15 protein-coding genes are annotated in these 17,101 nt (G+C 61.9%); 8 read left to right on the top strand and 7 right to left on the bottom strand.

Going from position 1 to position 17,101, the window contains the following annotated elements:
* From VH564_RS19135 to VH564_RS19120, 4 genes are all read right to left on the bottom strand, one after another.
* Positions 1–429 carry a DUF4864 domain-containing protein gene (locus tag VH564_RS19135; RefSeq protein ID WP_423341456.1) on the bottom strand — a complete coding sequence of 143 codons (429 nt, stop codon included), beginning with the start codon at positions 427–429 and terminating at the stop codon, positions 1–3.
* Positions 430–559: 130 nt separating this feature from the next.
* Positions 560–922: a DUF4189 domain-containing protein gene (locus VH564_RS19130; protein WP_423341455.1), complete on the bottom strand. Its 363-nt coding sequence runs from the start codon at positions 920–922 to the stop codon at positions 560–562.
* Positions 923–1,108: 186 nt separating this feature from the next.
* Positions 1,109–2,047, bottom strand: a complete 939-nt coding sequence (locus VH564_RS19125) for a bile acid:sodium symporter family protein (RefSeq protein ID WP_423341454.1) — start codon at positions 2,045–2,047, stop codon at positions 1,109–1,111.
* Positions 2,048–2,196: 149 nt separating this feature from the next.
* Positions 2,197–2,640 (bottom strand): hypothetical protein, encoded by a 444-nt coding sequence (locus VH564_RS19120; RefSeq protein ID WP_423341453.1) that lies wholly within the window; start codon positions 2,638–2,640, stop codon positions 2,197–2,199.
* Positions 2,641–2,743: 103 nt separating this feature from the next.
* On the opposite strand from VH564_RS19120, the gene VH564_RS19115 reads away from it, so the two are divergent.
* The 3 genes from VH564_RS19115 to VH564_RS19105 are packed head-to-tail and all read left to right on the top strand — an operon-like array spanning position 2,744 to position 6,874.
* A complete protein-coding gene (locus VH564_RS19115) occupies positions 2,744–3,400 on the top strand; it encodes an ABC transporter ATP-binding protein (RefSeq protein ID WP_423341452.1) in 657 nt (218 codons plus the stop codon).
* The gene (locus tag VH564_RS19110; RefSeq protein ID WP_423341451.1) at positions 3,400–5,808 is read left to right on the top strand and encodes an FtsX-like permease family protein; all 2,409 of its coding nucleotides are present in this window, start codon (positions 3,400–3,402) and stop codon (positions 5,806–5,808) included. Before VH564_RS19115 ends, VH564_RS19110 begins: the two co-directional genes overlap by 1 nt.
* The gene (locus VH564_RS19105) at positions 5,798–6,874 is read left to right on the top strand and encodes a lipocalin-like domain-containing protein (protein ID WP_423341450.1); all 1,077 of its coding nucleotides are present in this window, start codon (positions 5,798–5,800) and stop codon (positions 6,872–6,874) included. The genes VH564_RS19110 and VH564_RS19105 overlap by 11 nt, the downstream gene beginning before the upstream one ends.
* On the opposite strand, the gene VH564_RS19100 is transcribed toward VH564_RS19105, so the two are convergent.
* The gene (locus VH564_RS19100) at positions 6,871–8,079 is read right to left on the bottom strand and encodes an AI-2E family transporter (protein WP_423341604.1); all 1,209 of its coding nucleotides are present in this window, start codon (positions 8,077–8,079) and stop codon (positions 6,871–6,873) included. The two genes, VH564_RS19105 and VH564_RS19100, sit on opposite strands and share 4 nt — an antisense overlap.
* 148 nt (positions 8,080–8,227) lie before the next feature.
* Positions 8,228–10,291, bottom strand: coding sequence for a DNA topoisomerase IV subunit B (gene parE, locus VH564_RS19095; RefSeq protein ID WP_423341449.1), 2,064 nt, complete (start codon positions 10,289–10,291; stop codon positions 8,228–8,230).
* Between the two features lie 212 nt (positions 10,292–10,503).
* Between parE and VH564_RS19090 the strand changes: the two genes are divergently transcribed.
* From VH564_RS19090 to VH564_RS19070, 5 genes are all read left to right on the top strand, one after another.
* Positions 10,504–11,391 carry an alpha/beta hydrolase gene (locus VH564_RS19090; protein ID WP_423341448.1) on the top strand — a complete coding sequence of 296 codons (888 nt, stop codon included), beginning with the start codon at positions 10,504–10,506 and terminating at the stop codon, positions 11,389–11,391.
* A 105-nt stretch (positions 11,392–11,496) separates the two neighbouring features.
* Positions 11,497–12,267, top strand: a complete 771-nt coding sequence (gene tpiA / locus VH564_RS19085) for a triose-phosphate isomerase (protein ID WP_423341447.1) — start codon at positions 11,497–11,499, stop codon at positions 12,265–12,267.
* Positions 12,268–12,412: 145 nt separating this feature from the next.
* The gene (secG, locus tag VH564_RS19080; protein WP_423341446.1) at positions 12,413–12,862 is read left to right on the top strand and encodes a preprotein translocase subunit SecG; all 450 of its coding nucleotides are present in this window, start codon (positions 12,413–12,415) and stop codon (positions 12,860–12,862) included.
* 139 nt (positions 12,863–13,001) lie between these two features.
* A complete protein-coding gene (locus VH564_RS19075; protein WP_423341445.1) occupies positions 13,002–14,630 on the top strand; it encodes a CTP synthase in 1,629 nt (542 codons plus the stop codon).
* A 154-nt stretch (positions 14,631–14,784) separates the two neighbouring features.
* Positions 14,785–15,849, top strand: a complete 1,065-nt coding sequence (locus VH564_RS19070) for a HoxN/HupN/NixA family nickel/cobalt transporter (RefSeq protein ID WP_423341444.1) — start codon at positions 14,785–14,787, stop codon at positions 15,847–15,849.
* A gap of 125 nt (positions 15,850–15,974) precedes the next feature.
* Here VH564_RS19070 and VH564_RS19065 read toward each other — a convergent pair whose 3' ends face one another.
* Positions 15,975–17,063 carry a citrate synthase/methylcitrate synthase gene (locus VH564_RS19065; protein ID WP_423341443.1) on the bottom strand — a complete coding sequence of 363 codons (1,089 nt, stop codon included), beginning with the start codon at positions 17,061–17,063 and terminating at the stop codon, positions 15,975–15,977.
* Between the last annotated feature and the right edge of the window lie 38 nt (positions 17,064–17,101).

Here is a 17,101-nt window from a genome sequence, read left to right as displayed (position 1 = left end):
TCAGATGCCCTTGCTGGTCGTGTTGGGCACGATCTGGACGCCGTTGATCTTGTAGCTGCCATCGGGCTGGCGGGCGATCTGGTAGATGGCGGACCAGTCCTGACCGTCGTTTCCCGTGATCAGAACCTCCTGATAGAGGAGGGCGTCGTCATTCTCGGATTTGCTGCGGCCGAAAGCATAGTTGCCGGGACGGTAGACCGGCTGGTAGCTCTTCTTCACCATGGCAAAAAAAGTGGACTTATCGGGAAATTTTGCTGTGATTCCCGGGGCGGCGAAGGAATAGGCCGCGTCCGCATCGTCGTGAAGGAAGGCCTGGATCTGCTTTTCGATCACCTGTTGCGCTGCTGAGCGGGCATCCTCGGCCGACGCTGGCAGCATCATAGCGAGCGTCATCAGGCAGGCAGAAAAACCGAGAGCAAGAATGCGCATGCAAGGACCTCCGCGAGTGCAGGCCTGAGAATAGCGCAATTTCCCTGTTTGAGAAGGGCACGCTGCGGTGCTTCTGTCGTATCGCGGCGAAGCCGGCGGCTCGCCAGTTGCAAGCCGCCGCGCCTAGACCTTAGTTCTGGCAGTCTGAAACGATGACCTTGCAATGGGGGCAATTTTCCAGAGCCTTGCGTTCAGCTTCGCGCTTGGTGTCGCCGTAGCCGATGCCGTAGTTGACCTTGTCGCCAACGTAGGCGCCGCAGGTCTCGAACCAGACGGCAACTTCACAGCTGTCGTTGCCGGCATCGCGGCAGGACTTCATCGCGTCGCGTTCTGCTTCCTTACGCGTTGAGCCCCAGCCTGTGCCGTAGCCGACGTCGCTGGCCGATGTTCCCTTGCTGTCATTGACGGCAAAAGCGCCGAACGCGAATGCCGTGCTTGCCTGAACCGAAAGCAAAAGTGCGATCGACATGCCGAGTGCAGCTTTGTAACCCATGGTAACCCCCTGATGGTAAATTGGTAAACCGCCTGACGCGGTCGGGGGTATGATATCATCGTCTGGCGCAAGTAAAACTGCCGCCTATACTTCAACGGTGGCCCATTTTTGGGGACATCCGTTGAAATATAAGAATTTTATCGGTTGCAGTTCGCTCCAAAGCTCGGCGGGCTGCATGGTGGGCAGTCAGCGAGCGCTGTCCTCGTCCCGGCGGGAAAAGTAGTTGGCGATCAGGGCGCCCGATATATTGTGCCAGACACTGAAGATCGCACTCGGAACGGCGGCGACCGGAGAGAAGTAAGCGTTTGCGAGTGCCGCCCCGAGGCCGCTGTTCTGCATGCCGACTTCGATGGCCAGAGCCTTGCGCTTGGGCAGCGAGAGACCGAAGGCCTTCGCCGTAAAGAAGCCGAACAGGTATCCGAGGCCGTTGTGCAAGACGACGACCGCGAAGATCAGCAGGCCGGACTGGGCGATGGCGCCCTTGCTCGCCCCGACCACCGCGCTGACGATCAACACGATGCCGATGACGCTGACCAAGGGCAGAACCGGGATTGCCGCGCGCACGAGGCCGGGCACGAATTTCTGGAACAGCAGGCCGAGCGCCAATGGTAGCAGGATGACCTGGACGATGCTGAGGAACATCGAAACGGGATCGACCGGGAGATACTGGCTGGCGAACATCCAGACCAGGAAGGGTGTAACGATCGGTGCCGCGAGCGTGGTCACGCTGGTGCAAGCGACGCTGAGCGCGACATCGCCCCTAGCAAGGTAGGTCATCACGTTGCTGGACGTTCCGCCCGGGCAGCAACCGACGAGAATGACGCCGGCGGCGACCTCCGGCGGCATCGGGATGATGCGGGTCAAGAGTACGGCCAGCGCCGGCATGATGATGAAATGCGCCAATACGCCGATCGCGACTTCCAGCGGCCGCCTGAACAGGGCCTGGAAATCGTCCAGAGACAGGGTGAGACCCATGCCGAACATGATGATCCCGAGCAGGATGACGATATAGGGAGCGATCAGCTTGAAGGTGTTGGGAAACAGGAAGCCCAGAACTGCAAAAAGAATGACCCAGACGGCAAACGTCCTGCCGACGAATCCCGACAACGATGCAAGTGATTTCACGAAAACTCTCCCGAATGACAGGCGTCCGCATTAATCCCGTGCTCCCGCCTGTCAAGGCCAGCAGGCGTTCAGGCGGTTCGGACGTTGTCGAAGGAGGATGAGTGAATGCATGGGAGGCAAGCTCACTTCGCAGAGAGACGGTTGGGAGCTTAATCCGGAACGTATTTGTTTTCGTATCTGACGCGAAAATTCCTGCGATGGAAGTCCTCGCGAAAACAGATGAAGATCAACTCGAGGTCACCGTCGTCATGATCATGGCCCAGCAGGCTGAGGGCAATAACGATGGTTCCGTCGTAGCCGCGCGTCAGGCGGATCGCGGCATTCCGGATGTCGTTGGCGCTGATGCCTTTGTCGGCTTCGGTTCGTCGGTAGACAAGCCAGAACGGCGCGTCGCGCTTGGCGTCGGTCAGCGCAGCATCCACCTGATCGCGAAACTCTCCAGTGTGACGGCCTCTTTCCGAAGCTTCCGCCCGCTCCATATCCTCGGTCATGACGTTGAGATACCCGTCGCGGTCGCTGCCGTCGAGAATCGTCGCCTCGACTTTCTCCAACGCTTTGTCTTCGCTTATCGCGGTCTTGAACAGGATCGCCATCGAATCGCCTATACTGAATACTCGTCTAGATATTAGTCAGTTGCCAAACGGCAAGATACCTACGCAGGCTTCTTGCCGGATCTGCGACTTTATAAGGATTGTCATGGTTCTCGCAATGCAGGGTGTCAGCAAGGCATATCAGACGGCCGAGGGGCCTCTGCAGGTGCTGCAGGACATCGATCTCACGCTCGAGGCTGGCCGCAGCCTGGCGCTGACGGGAGAATCCGGCAGCGGCAAGAGCACCTTGCTGCACCTCGCCGCCGGTCTGGACGGGGTCGACGCCGGGCGGATCGAGATCGATGGACAGGATGTCACGCAGCTTCACGATGCCGAGCGCGCAGCCTTGCGCAGGAGCGTGGTCGGCCTGGTGTTCCAGCAGTTCAATCTCATTCCTTCGCTCGACGTCGCGGCCAATCTCGCTTTCCACGCCCGGCTCGCCGGCCGCCATGACCCCGCCTGGCAGACGGAGTTGACGCAGAGGCTCGGATTGGTCGATTTGGGCAAACGCTATCCTGAGCAGCTCTCGGGCGGGCAGCAGCAGCGTGTCGCCATAGGCCGCACGCTGGCGGCGCGGCCGAAACTGGTTCTCGCCGACGAACCCACGGGTAATCTCGACGAGGCAACCGGCGATGCAGTGCTCGACCTGATGTTGTCGCTGGTCGTCGAGACGGGGGCGGCGCTTTTGATGGTCACCCATTCGCAGCGGCTTGCCGAACGACTGGACGGGCGCATTCATCTGAGATCCGGGCGGATCGCCTGATGCTGACAGTTGCCCTCTCGGCGCTTCTCTCCCACTGGCGCCGCCGTCCCATGCAGCTCGCCATGCTCCTGCTCGGACTTTCGCTTGCCACCGCCCTCTGGTCGGGCGTCCAGGCGATCAATGCCGAGGCGCGGGCCAGCTACGATCGGGCCGCCGCCATGCTGGGCCAGGACAGGCTCCGGCAGATCGTGTCCGATGATGGTGAACTCATACCGCAGGCGGACTTTGTTGCGCTGCGACGTGCCGGCTGGCTGGTCTCTCCGGTTCTCGAAGGCCAACTGCGGCTGGGTTCCGTTCGACTGCACGTCATCGGCCTCGATCCGGTAAGCCTTCCGGCCGAAGCCCAACAGGTGAACGTCAGCGCCGGCGACGATCTTCTTGGTTTCATCACGCCGCCAGGACGCATGTATGTGGCATCCGCGACAGCGCGCCAGCTTGCCGGGCAGCCCACACCTCCGCTTGAAGTCGGCCAAGGCCTGCCGCCCGGAACCGGGCTCGTGGACATCGGCATCGCCCAATCGCTGCTCGACAAGAAAGGTCTGATCAGCCGCCTGATCGTCGATGCGCATCAGCCGGCGGGCCTTGCGCCGATCGAGACGATTGTCCCAGGCCTCTCGGTCCGCGCGCCGGATCCGCAGGGCGACCTGGTCAGGTTGACGGACAGCTTTCATCTCAATCTCACCGCCTTCGGTTTCCTGGCCTTTGCCGTCGGCCTGTTCATCGTCTACTCGGCGATTGGCCTTGCCTTCGAGCAGCGCCGCGCGACCTTCCGGACGCTGCGCTCGCTCGGCCTTTCCGCCAGGGCTTTGATCGGTCTGCTGCTGGCGGAATTGCTGCTGCTGGCTCTGATCGCGGGGCTCTGCGGCGTGGTGCTCGGCTATTTCGTTGCCTCCTTCCTGCTGCCTGACGTGGCCGCAACGCTGCAGGGGCTCTACGGTGCGACGGTGCCGGGAGCACTGACCCTGCGCCCCCAATGGTGGGCGACCGGTCTTGCCATCGCCGTGGGCGGAACCCTGGTTTCGGCGGCGCAAAGCCTTTGGCAGGTTTGGACCTTGCCGCTTCTGGCGCCAGCCCAGCCAAGGGCCTGGGCACGGGCCTCCGAGGCTGCGCGGCGGGTGCAGGCTGTCTTTGCCCTCTGCCTTTTTGCAATGGCCCTGGCGCTGGCTATATGGGGCAATGGGCTGATCGCCGGCTTCGCCGTTCTCGCCGGCCTGCTGCTGGGTGCCGCACTGATCCTGCCGGTGATCATAACTGCATTGTTGGCGTTCATGCAGCAGCTTGCGCGGGGTCCCTTGACGCAGTGGTTCTGGGCCGACACGCGCCAGCAACTGCCGGGGCTCTCCCTCGCTTTGATGGCGCTGCTGCTAGCGCTGTCCGCCAATGTCGGCGTCGGCACCATGGTCGCGAGCTTTCGCCTGACCTTTACGGGCTGGCTCGACCAACGGCTGGCCGCCGAGCTCTATGTCACCGCCCGCAACGAAGGCGAGGCGACTGCTTTGCGGACGTGGCTTGCACCGCGTGTCGATGCCACTCTGCCGATCTGGAGCGTCGAAGGTACGGTCGCAGGCGCACCGGCGCAGGTGTTCGGCGTGGCCGACGACCGCACCTACCGCGACAACTGGCCCCTTCTGCAACCCGTGCCCGGTGTCTGGGATAAAGTCGCTGGGGGCAATGCGGTGCTCGTCAACGAACAGATGGCACGGCGTGAGAAGCTCCAACTTGGCGAGCCGCTCATTCTGCCGGGCGGCTGGAAAACGACGATCGTCGGGGTCTACTCGGATTACGGAAATCCGATCGGGCAGGCCATTGTCGGCATCGATGCATTGACGTCACATTATCCCGATGTCTCGCGGCTACGCTATGGGTTGCGGCTGGATCCAGCAAGGACGACGGCACTCATCGATGCGCTCCAGGCGCAGTTCCATCTGCCGTCCCAGAATGTCGTCGACCAGGCGAGCATCAAGGCGAAGTCGCTGGAGATCTTCGAGAAGACCTTTGCCGTTACCGGTGCTTTGAACGTGCTGACGCTGGGTGTTGCGGCCGTCGCGATGTTCGCCAGCCTGATGACGCTGTCCGGCATGCGCCTGTCCCAGATCGCGCCGGTATGGGCAATGGGCCTGACGCGCCGCCATCTCGTTGTGCTCGAGGTGGCGCGCACGATGGTGCTTGCCACAGTGACGCTGCTGGCGGCGATCCCCGTCGGCATCGGCCTCGCATGGGTGTTGCTGGCCATCGTCAATGTCGAAGCCTTCGGTTGGCGCCTGCCGATGCATCTCTTTCCCTCCGACTGGCTGCGATTGGCGGTCTTCGCTCTTGCCGCCGCTCTGCTGTCTGCACTCATTCCGCTACGCCGTCTGGCAAGCCTGTCGCCCTCCGATCTTCTGAGAGTCTTTGCCAATGAGCGTTAAATCTTTGCTGTTGTGCCTTCTGCTCTCGTCCGCGGTCTGCACTGCGGATGCCCAGGCGCAGGGTTTTGCCGGATTGGGCACCAGCGCCGATGGTTTCGCCATTCCGCAGCGCGGCGTGCCATTTCGCTTTCCGGCCGACCATGGTCCCCATCCCGACTACCGGATCGAGTGGTGGTACCTGACCGCCGATCTCAAGGGGGCCGATGGCAAAGCCTATGGCGTGCAGTGGACGCTCTTCCGCTCCGCTTTGGCGCCGGGCGCCAAGGCAGATTGGTCAAGTCCGCAGATCTGGATGGGCAATGCCGCGATCACCACGCCGACCGCCCATTACGTGTCGGAGCGCCTGTCGCGGGACGGGGCGGGGGCTGCCGGCGTCAACGCCACGCCGTTCGCGGCCTGGATCGATGACTGGCAGATGAAGAGCCTGTTGAAAGCAGGGAGCGCTGCCGACGCACTTTCCCTGATCGACCTTCGCGCCACGGGATCCAATTTTCGCTACGATCTGCGGCTTAGCGCGCGAGGCCCGATCGTGGCGCAGGGCGAGGGCGGTTACTCCGTGAAGTCGGCCGGCGGCCAGGCCAGCAATTACTATTCGCAGCCGTTCTACGCGGCAGAGGGTGTCCTGAAGCTCCCCGACGGCGAAGTGGCCGTCACCGGCGAGGCGTGGCTCGACCGCGAATGGTCATCGCAGCCGCTGTCATCCGACCAGACTGGCTGGGACTGGTTTTCCCTGCATCTGGAAAATGGCGAGAAACTGATGGGATTCCGGTTGCGCGACAGCGGCGCAGGCTTCACCTCGGCCACGTGGATTGCAGCCGATGGCACGCCGACGCCCTTGCCTGCCGGTGCCCTGACGATCTCGCCGCTGAAAACCACCGACGTGGCCGGCCACAAGGTACCGACGCAATGGCAACTGGACATTCCCACTCGCCATTTCAGCGTCACCACTACGCCGCTCAACGCGCAGGCCTGGATGGCAACGCGCTTTCCCTATTGGGAAGGACCGATCAGCTTCGAGGGTAGCCAGAAGGGACGCGGTTACCTCGAGATGACCGGGTACAATTAGCGCGAGGCGCTGACGTCTACATCTGTCTTCGGGGTGTCGCGGTGGATGCGCACAGGCAGTTCCTGTTCGGTGAGCTCAGGCTCTTCCTCGGAAAGTTCGACCTCGCGGATCCATTCGCGCCAGATGGCCACGATGATGGCCATCAGCACGGGTCCAATGAATAGCCCCAGGAAGCCCATCGTCTTGACGCCGCCGACAAGGCCGAAAAATGTCGGCAGGAAAGGCAGCTTGATCGGTCCCCCGACGAGACGCGGGCGCAAGGTCTTATCGACGATGAAGAGCTCCACCGTTCCCCAGACCAGTAGCGAGACGCCGGCGATCTGCGCCCCGCTGCCGAGCAGATAGAGCGAGACGAGCGTAAACGACAGCGGTGCGCCGCCGGGGATCAAGGCCATTATGCCGGTGAGTACGCCAAGCGTCACGGGCGAGGGGACGCCGGCGATCCAATAGGCGACACCAAGCACGATTCCCTCGCCGATGGCGATGACCGTCATGCCCATGACCGTGGAACTGATGGTGATCGGCACGACCCTGGAAATGCGCTCCCAGCGATTGGGAAAGATGCGTTCGCCGATCAGATCGAGCTGCCTGACGAAGCCGATGCCGTCGCGATAGACGAAAAACAGAGCAATCATCATGAACAGCAGGGTCAGGACAACGTGGAACGCGCCGCCGCCGGCCGCCAGCACCGCACGATAGATGTTGCCGATATTGGCGCCGCTGACGAGCTGCGCCATCTCGCCGATAGCGCCGGGCACGCCGACATAATGAGACCACTGCTCGTTGAGCCAGGGACCGGCAATCGGCAGGTCCACGATCCAGAGCGGTGTCGGCGCGCCGAAGCGGTTGACATGCAGCGCCCAGGTGAACCACTCCTTGACCTCACCGGAGGTGTAGATCACCGCAAACACGATTGGCAGGACGAGGAACGCGATGATCAGAACGATCGCGATCGAAGCGGCGATCGTGCGGCGATTGCCGGTGCGCCGCAGGATGTCGCGGTAGATCGGCCAGGTGGCGAAACCGACCACCAGTGCCGCCAGCACCGGCACGATGAATCCATAAAAGAAGTAGATCGCAGCCAGCGCGATCAGCAGCAGCAACCAGCGGGCAGCGGAGATCGACGGGATAAGCGCCATGCGTGCCTGCGTGGCTGGCCCCAGCCAGCTCGGCTCCCCCGGCTTTTGACGTTCGAACATACCCACCCGGACTTTTGTCAGCATTTCAGATTATTCGGTTATGGGGCATGAACCAGGCTGATTCAAGGGTAAGGCCCATAATGGGCTGTAGTGCATCGTCATGACAAGGATGCGACCGCAGGTTGGTTTCAGCAAAGCTGCGGTCGATTCTTGGTCAGATGTCCAGGTTCTCCGCGAAGGCAGCCCGTTCCTGGATGAATCGGAAGCGGGCATCGGGTTTTGTGCCCATAAGGGCGTCGACGGCGTCGCGTGTGCCCTCGAAATCCACGTCGTCGATGGCGACCTTCAAAAGCGTACGCTGCGCCGGGTCCATCGTCGTTTCTTTGAGCTGCGCCGGCATCATCTCGCCCAGCCCCTTGAAGCGGCCGATCTCGACCTTCTTGCCCTTGAACACCGTGTTCATGATCTCGGCGCGATGGGCATCGTCACGGGCGTAGAGGGTCTTGGCGCCCTGCGTCAGCCTGTAGAGCGGCGGCACGGCCAGGTAGAGATGGCCGCCGCGGATGAGGTCCGGCATCTCCTGATAGAAGAAGGTGATCAGCAGAGACGCAATATGCGCGCCGTCGACGTCTGCGTCGGTCATGATGATGATGCGCTCGTAGCGCAGGTCCTCGTCGCGGTATTTCGCCCGCGTCGCGCAGCCGAGCGCTTGGATAAGGTCGGAGATCTGCTGGTTGGCCGACAGCTTCTCGCGCGTCGCGCTGCCGACATTGAGGATCTTGCCGCGCAAGGGCAGGATCGCCTGATTGGAACGGTTGCGCGCCTGCTTCGCCGAGCCGCCGGCCGAATCGCCTTCGACGATGAAGAGTTCGGCGCCGGCCGCCGTGTTCTGCGAGCAGTCGGACAGTTTGCCCGGCAGCCGCAACTTGCGCACGGCTGTCTTGCGGTTGACCTCTTTTTCCTTGCGGCGGCGCAGCCGCTCCTCGGCACGCTCGATAACCCAGTCGAGCAGCTTCTCGGATTCGCCCGGATTGTCGGCGAGATAGTGGTCGAAGGGATCGCGCAACGCGTTCTCGACGATGCGCTGGGCCTCGACGCTGGCCAGGCGATCCTTGGTCTGGCCGACGAATTCAGGTTCTCGGATGAAGACGGACAGCATGCCGACGGCTGATATCATCACGTCGTCGGTGGTGATCGCGGCCGCACGCTTGTTCTGGGTCAGTTCCGCGTAGTTCTTCAGTCCTTTCAAGAGGGCGATGCGCAGGCCGGCTTCGTGGGTGCCGCCCTCCGCCGTCGGGATGGTGTTGCAGTAGGAATGCACCTGCGGATCGCCGCCATACCAGCTGATCGCCCATTCCAGCGAGCCGTGGCCGCTGGCCTTCTCCGACTTGCCGGCGAAGATCTCGCGGGTAACGGTGAACTCCTTGCCCATCGTTGCCTGCAGGTAGTCCTTCAGGCCGCCCGGAAAGTGGAAGACCGCCTTGTCCGGGATCTCTGAACCCTCAGGCAGCATGCCGGCATCGCAGCTCCAGCGGATCTCGACGCCGCCGAACAGGTAGGCCTTGGAGCGGGCCATGCGGAAGACGCGGGCCGGATCGAACCTGGCATGGTCGCCGAAGATCTGCGGATCGGGATGGAAGCGGACACGCGTGCCGCGCCGATTGTGGATATCCCCGAGTTCCTCAAGGCCGCCCTGCGGAATGCCGCGCGAAAAGCGCTGACGGTAGAGCTTCTTGTTGCGGGCGACCTCGACTTCCATGTCGTCCGACAGTGCGTTGACGACGGAGACGCCGACGCCGTGCAGACCACCTGATGTTTCGTAGGCCTTGCCGTCGAATTTTCCGCCGGCATGAAGCTTGGTCATGATCACTTCGAGGGTCGACTTGCCCGGCACCTGTGGATGGTTTTCGACCGGGATGCCGCGACCATTGTCGCTGACCGTCAGGTAGCCCTGCACATCGAGATGAACCTCGATGAAATTGGCGTGGCCGGCGACGGCCTCGTCCATGGAGTTGTCGATGACTTCGGCGAACAGGTGGTGCAGCGCCTTTTCGTCCGTGCCGCCGATATACATGCCGGGACGCATGCGCACAGGCTCAAGGCCCTCAAGCACGCGGATGGCCGATGCGTCGTAGCTGTCGGATGAAGACTGGCTCGGCGGCGCCGGCCTTGGCGCGGCTACACCCTCGGGCTTCTTCTGAGCCTCAGGCTTCTTTTCGACTTTGGGGGCTGCGGCGACAGTGGCGGCGGCTGAGAAGAGATCGTTGCTATCATCCATAAGCGTGTTCAAATCTTAAACTGAGGGGATATCCCGTATGTGGTGACAAAGCGATGGGACATGGAATAGCCCACTGCACGCCCGACTCACGCGGATTCTGGCAGAAATCTTTCGAAACTGCGACGCACGCATCTTCGGGACCAATTGGAAAAAAGATTTGCGTCCGCCATCGACGAATGGCAAGCCACACTTCTCCAAAGGGTCAGATCGGCATGCCAGTGTCCACAGTTCATTTCATCAAAATTGCTTCAATTGCTGCGTTTGTCGCATTTTTCGCGACGCAAGTCGCCGCGCTGGAACTGAAACCTTTCAAGGACGAGCTGTTTTCCAACCAGACGGTCACGGAGAGCCATGACAAGGGCGCCTTCGAGACCATCGATTACCAGGAAATGCGTGACATCAACGGCCGCGACGTCGTCCCGGAGCGAAGGGTAAAGCCGTCCTACCTGGCGTTGGGCGTTCGCCACGACCAGGTGGACGAAACCCTTGCGATCGGGACGCGAAAGCTTGATGTCACCAGGGTGGGACCTGCTGTGTCGCAGGCGTTCACGGTCATCTTCATCCACGGGCGCGCCGGCGATCGGCGCCTCGGCGCCAACGACTACATGTTTGGCGGCAACTTCAACCGATTGAAGAACCTCGCCGTCGACAATGGCGGGAGTTACTATTCGCCCACCATCAAGACATTCGATGCGCAGGGCGTGGCAGATACGGCGGCGCTGATCAAGGCTGTCTACGAGCAATCCGGCGGTAAGCCGGTCGTCCTTTCCTGCGCATCGATGGGGAGCATCATCTGCTGGGGAATCAGCCGCGAGCCCGAGAGTGTCAAGCGCCTGGCGGGCATGGTGATGATGAGCGCCGTCACCGATCCCGCCTTCAGCAAGAGCGCCTTCTACAAGGCGCGGCTGCCGATTTGGTTCGCCCATGGCAGCGCCGATAAGGTCTATGCCGCCGCCGATCAGCAGGGTCAGTTCGAGAAGCTCATCAAGGCCCGCTATCCGGCACGCTTCACCCTCTACGCCACCGGCTCGCACGGAACGCCGTTGCGGATGATCGACTGGCGAAAGACGCTCGACTGGGTGTTTTCACAGGCGCATTAAAGGGGCTCCGGCAACCGGGCGGCGCGACAGCCGAAAGCCGGTGGCGCGAAACTTTCCTTTTCGCCATTCTTTTGCTAGGTCCGCAGGACGAGGGAGGAGAGCACCATGACAGAAAAGATACGTCCGCTTCTGGCGGGCAACTGGAAGATGAATGGAACGCGGGACAGCCTGACGGAGATCAAGGCGATTGCCGAGGCCATCACGCCAGCACAGGCGCTGAAGGTCGAAGCCTTGCTTTGCCCACCGGCAACGCTGCTCTATGTCACGACAGCGCTCTGCCAGGATAGCCCGTTGGCTGTCGGCGCGCAGGATTGCCATCAGCACCGCAGCGGCGCCCATACCGGCGATATCTCCGCCGAGATGATCGCCGACTGCTTCGGCACCTATGTCATCGTCGGTCACTCCGAGCGCCGCCGTGACCACGCGGAGACAAGCGAGCTTGTCAGGGCGAAAGCCGAGGCGGCACATGCAGCTGACCTCACCGCGATCATCTGTGTTGGCGAGACGCTCGCGGAGCGCCAGCAGGGGCAGACCATTGCAGTCCTGCAGAAGCAGATCGAAGCATCGGTGCCTCAGGGCTCGACGGCTCAGAACACTGTCATTGCCTATGAGCCTGTCTGGGCGATCGGAACGGGCATGGTCCCGCAACCCTCTGAGATCGCCGAGGCCCACTCGTTCCTAAGGTCCGATCTGGTGACGCGGCTCGGCAGGACGGGCAAGAGCATGCGCCTTCTCTACGGAGGGTCGGCCAATCCTTCGAATGCGGCTGCTCTTGTCGGCATCGAAAACGTCAACGGTCTGCTGGTCGGCGGCGCCAGCTTGAAAGCCGTCGATTTCATCGCCATGTACGGCGCGTGCTTGAAACAGCCGGCCTGATTTCGTTGGGGGCAAACTGAGTTCGTGGCCGTTTTGCGGCCACGGCAGCGGACCGCGTCGAAAAGGCTTGGAATAGGCGAAAGCCTCATGTAAAGAGCCGCGAGCTTTTCTTCTTATGCCTGCGTTCGCGGGCGGGACTGGACCTATGCAGACCGTATTGATTGTCATTCACCTCATGATCGTGCTCGCACTGGTCGGTGTCGTTCTTATTCAGCGCTCGGAAGGCGGCGGCCTTGGCGTCGGTGGCGGTTCGGGCTTCATGTCAGCACGTGGTGCTGCCAATGCCCTGACCCGCACGACGGCTATCCTTGCGACGCTGTTCTTCATCACCTCGCTCGGTCTCGGCGTTCTGTCGCGTTACGAAGGTCGTCCGACCGACATTCTCGACCGGATCACCCCGGCCGGCCAGACCAAGAGCGGCGGCGTGCTTGATTCGCTGGGCGGCGCAAAGCCCGCAACCGGCACCGCGCCCGCAACGGGAACCGCGCCCGCTGGCACTGCTCCGGCAGCACCTGCTGGCCAGGCCGCTCCGGCGACGCCTGCTGCTCCGGCCACGCCGGCACCGGCTCAGACCGGTGTTCCAACGGGTCAGTAAGAGACCCTCGAAACAATCCTCCGGCAGGTCTCAAACCTGCCGGTTTTCTTTTGTGTATCATCCGCCTGGCCTTCAAAAGTTCTGGAAAAGAATTTTTGGGCTGGCGGAATCATTTGTGAAAAGGTAACCGGTGGCTCCCATGGCGCGATATGTATTCATCACCGGCGGCGTGGTTTCCTCACTTGGTAAGGGAATAGCGGCCGCAGCTCTCGGAGCACTCCTGCAGGCCCGCGGTTATAGATGCCGCCTGCGCAAACTGGACCCCTATCTCAACGTCGATCCGGGCACCATGAGCCCGACCCAGCACGGCGAAGTGTTCGTGACGGACGACGGCGCGGAGACCGATCTCGATCTCGGCCACTACGAGCGCTTCACAGGCCGCTCGGCGACCAAGACCGACAACATCACCACGGGTCGCATCTACAAGAACATCATCGACAAGGAACGCCGTGGGGATTACCTCGGCGCAACGGTCCAGGTCATTCCGCACGTCACCAACGAGATCAAGGATTTCGTCACCGAGGGCAATGACGACTACGACTTCGTCATCTGCGAAATCGGCGGCACGGTCGGCGATATCGAGGCGATGCCGTTCATGGAAGCGATCCGCCAGCTCGGCAACGATCTGCCGCGCGGCACCGCCGTCTACGTCCATCTGACGCTGATGCCTTACATCCCCGCTGCCGGCGAATTGAAGACCAAGCCGACCCAGCATTCCGTCAAGGAGCTGCAGGCTCTGGGCATCCATCCCGACATTCTGCTTGTCCGCGCCGACCGCGAAATTCCGGAAGCCGAACGCCGCAAGCTGTCGCTGTTCTGCAACGTCCGCCAGTCGGCCGTCATCCAGGCGCTCGACGTTGCCAATATCTACGACGTGCCAACCGCCTACCACAAGGAAGGCCTCGACAACGAGGTGCTCGCCGCCTTCGGCATCGAACCGGCTCCAAAGCCGCGTCTCGAAGCCTGGGAAGAAGTCTGCCACCGCATCCATACGCCCGAGGGCGAGGTGACCATTGCCATCGTCGGCAAGTACACCGGCCTGAAAGACGCCTACAAGTCGCTGATCGAGGCGCTGCATCACGGCGGCATCGCCAATCACGTGAAGGTCAAGCTCGAATGGATCGAGTCGGAGGTCTTCGAAAAGGAGGACCCGGCGCCCTATCTCGAGAAGGTCCACGGCATTCTGGTGCCCGGCGGTTTCGGCGAGCGCGGCTCGGAAGGCAAGATCCATGCGGCGCGATTCGCACGTGAGCGCGCAGTTCCCTATTTCGGCATCTGCTTCGGCATGCAGATGGCGGTCATCGAAGCGGCCCGCAATCTGGCTGGTATCGAGCATGCATCGTCGACCGAATTCGGCGCCACCCAGGAGCCTGTAGTCGGCCTGATGACCGAGTGGATCAAGGGCAACCAGCTCGAAAAGCGTGCTGCGTCCGGCGATCTCGGCGGCACGATGCGTCTCGGTGCCTACAAGGCAGCGCTGAAGAAGGGCACCAAGATCGCTGAGATCTACGGCTCCTCCGACATATCCGAGCGCCACCGCCATCGCTACGAGGTCAATGTCGACTACAAGGATCGGCTTGAAAGCTGCGGGTTGGTGTTCTCGGGAATGTCGCCGGATGGCGTCCTGCCGGAGACGGTCGAATATCCCGATCACCCGTGGTTCATCGGCGTGCAGTATCATCCCGAACTGAAGTCACGCCCGCTCGATCCGCATCCATTGTTTGCGAGCTTCATCGAAGCCGCACTTGAGCAGAGCCGGTTGGTCTAGCACTTCCGTGCTGTACCGCTGATCCTTCGAACCCGGCGATAAGCCGGGTTCGCTGTTTGAATGCCGGAAAACGAGCCGATACTACGTCGTTTGCCTCTGGTCCCGCTTTTCTTTCCATGGCACTTTGCGCTGCCGTGCCTGAGGAAAGCGATTTATGATCCCCAATCCGTTTGACGACCGGAAAGACCGGGCCAAGACGAAAATTACCACCACCTATATCCTGATTGTCGCTTTCAATGTCGGCGCATGGTTCTGGGCATGGATGGCATTTTCCGAACGTCCGGCCCTGCTCGCCACAGCCTTCCTTGCCTACATGCTCGGTCTGCGCCATGCCTTCGATGCTGATCATATCGCCGCGATCGACAACGTGGTCCGCAAACTGGTCCAGGAAGACAAGGCTCCGTTTTCCGTTGGTTTTTTCTTCTCGCTTGGTCATTCCAGCATTGTCGTCCTGGCGTCGATCGCTATCGCCGCCACGGCCTCGGTGGTCGAGCTCGGCACGTTTCATGATCTTGGCGGTGTTGTCGGCACATCCGTTTCCGCGTTATTTCTATGCATCATCGGGCTTGCCAACTTCTTCGTGCTGCGCGGCATCTGGGCAGCGTTCAACCGTGTCAAAAGAGGTGAGGTCGTCGTCGAGGAAGACCTCAATACGCTGCTTGCCAAAAGCGGTTTCCTGGCACGGATCTTCCGCCCGATGTTCAAGGTCGTGACCCGTTCATGGCACATGTATCCAATCGGTTTTCTGTTCGGACTGGGCTTCGATACGGCGACGGAAATCGGTCTCCTCGGCATCTCGGCGACCCAGGCGGCACAGGGAATGTCGTTCTGGACGATCCTGGTTTTCCCGGCGCTCTTCACGGCCGGAATGTCGCTGTTCGATACCACGGACAGCGTCCTGATGACCCGCGCCTATGGCTGGGCCTTCGTCAACCCGGTTCGCAAGCTCTGGTACAATCTGACGATCACCGCTGCCTCCGTCGTCGTTGCCATCTTCATTGGCGGCATGGAAGCATTGGGCCTGGTCGCTGACAAGCTCGGCCTCGAGGGCGGCGTCTGGAGCGCTGTCGCCGAGCTCAACGACAACCTCGCCAATTTCGGTTATGCCGTGGTCGGCATCTTCCTGCTCAGCTGGCTGATTTCGACACTCGTCTACAAGACGCGGAGATATGACGATATCGAGATCAACAGCGGTGCCATCAGACTTCGGTCGAGATGATCGATCTGCACCTGCAGAACACCGGCGCGACCGCGCCGGTGCTTGAATTCGCAAGGTTCATCTGTAACAGCGCGATCTTGCCGAGTCGGATGCCCGACTGACAGGGTGTGCAATTGCGCTTGGTTTCAGGCGGCTTTGGGGACCAGTCCGATATAGCGCGATTGCGGGCGGATCAGCCGCCCGTTCAACACCTGCTCGCGGGCATGGGCGATCCAGCCCACCGTTCGGCCGATCGCGAAGACACCGGTAAAGGCCTCCCGCGGAAAGCCAAGCGAATCGAGCAGCATCGCAGTGTAGAACTCGACGTTGGTCTCGAGCGGCCGGTCTGGTTTGCGCTCGCGCAACAGCGTCACGGCCGCCTGTTCCACGGCTTCTGCAAGCGCCATCCTCTGGCCGTCCACCTGGCCGGCGGCAACGATCGGCCTTAGCGCCGCCTTCAGCGCGTCGGCGCGTGGATCGCGGACACGGTAGATTCGATGTCCGAAGCCCATCAGCCGCTCGCCCCGATCAAGTTCCTCTTTCAGCCAGCCGCGGGCATTCTCGGGCGTGCCGACCGCATCCAGCATGTCGAGCACCGGACCCGGCGCGCCGCCATGCAGTGGCCCCATCAACGCGCCGAGCGCACCGAGGACGGAGGAGGTGAGCCCGGCATGCGTGGAAGCGATGACCCGGGCGGTAAATGTCGAGGCGTTGAGCCCATGGTCGGCGATCGTCACCAGGTAGGCATCGAGACCGGCTGCCTGTTCCGCAGTTGGCAGGATACCGTTGGTCATCCGCAGAATATCCTTTGCCTGCGAAAGGCGGGGGTCCGGGCGGATGGCGGGCTCGCCGGCCCGCAACCGCAGAACTGCCGGGAGGAAGACGGCAGGCGCCGCCATCAGCCGGACAGCGGTTGCGAAATCCGTTCCGTCGGGCAGACGCGCCAGCAAGGCCCGCATCGCTTCGACAGGCGGCAGCGCCAGCAACGCCGGGTCAATCTGCGCGACGTGGTCGAACAGCGATAGCCTTGCGTCACCGATCAGTGATATCAGCCGGCCGGCATCGATCTCCTCATCGAACATGCCGGAAAGCAGCAGGGCGGCAACGTCTTCGTATCGGCTCTTGGCCACCAGGTCGTCCAGCGAGACGCCGCGAATGATCAGCCTGCCGGCCAGACCGTCGACATCGGACAGCTGGGTTTCGGCGGCGATGACATCATCCAATCCACTCTTCATCGTATTCTCCTTTGACTATCCAGCGAGGATCGGCACAA

It is taken from the genome of Rhizobium sp. HT1-10 (assembly GCF_049472505.1).
In the GTDB taxonomy this organism is placed as follows: Bacteria; Pseudomonadota; Alphaproteobacteria; order Rhizobiales; family Rhizobiaceae; genus Rhizobium.
The sequence above is the reverse complement of the archived record's forward strand: the minus strand, read 5'-3'. Positions and strand labels throughout refer to the sequence as shown.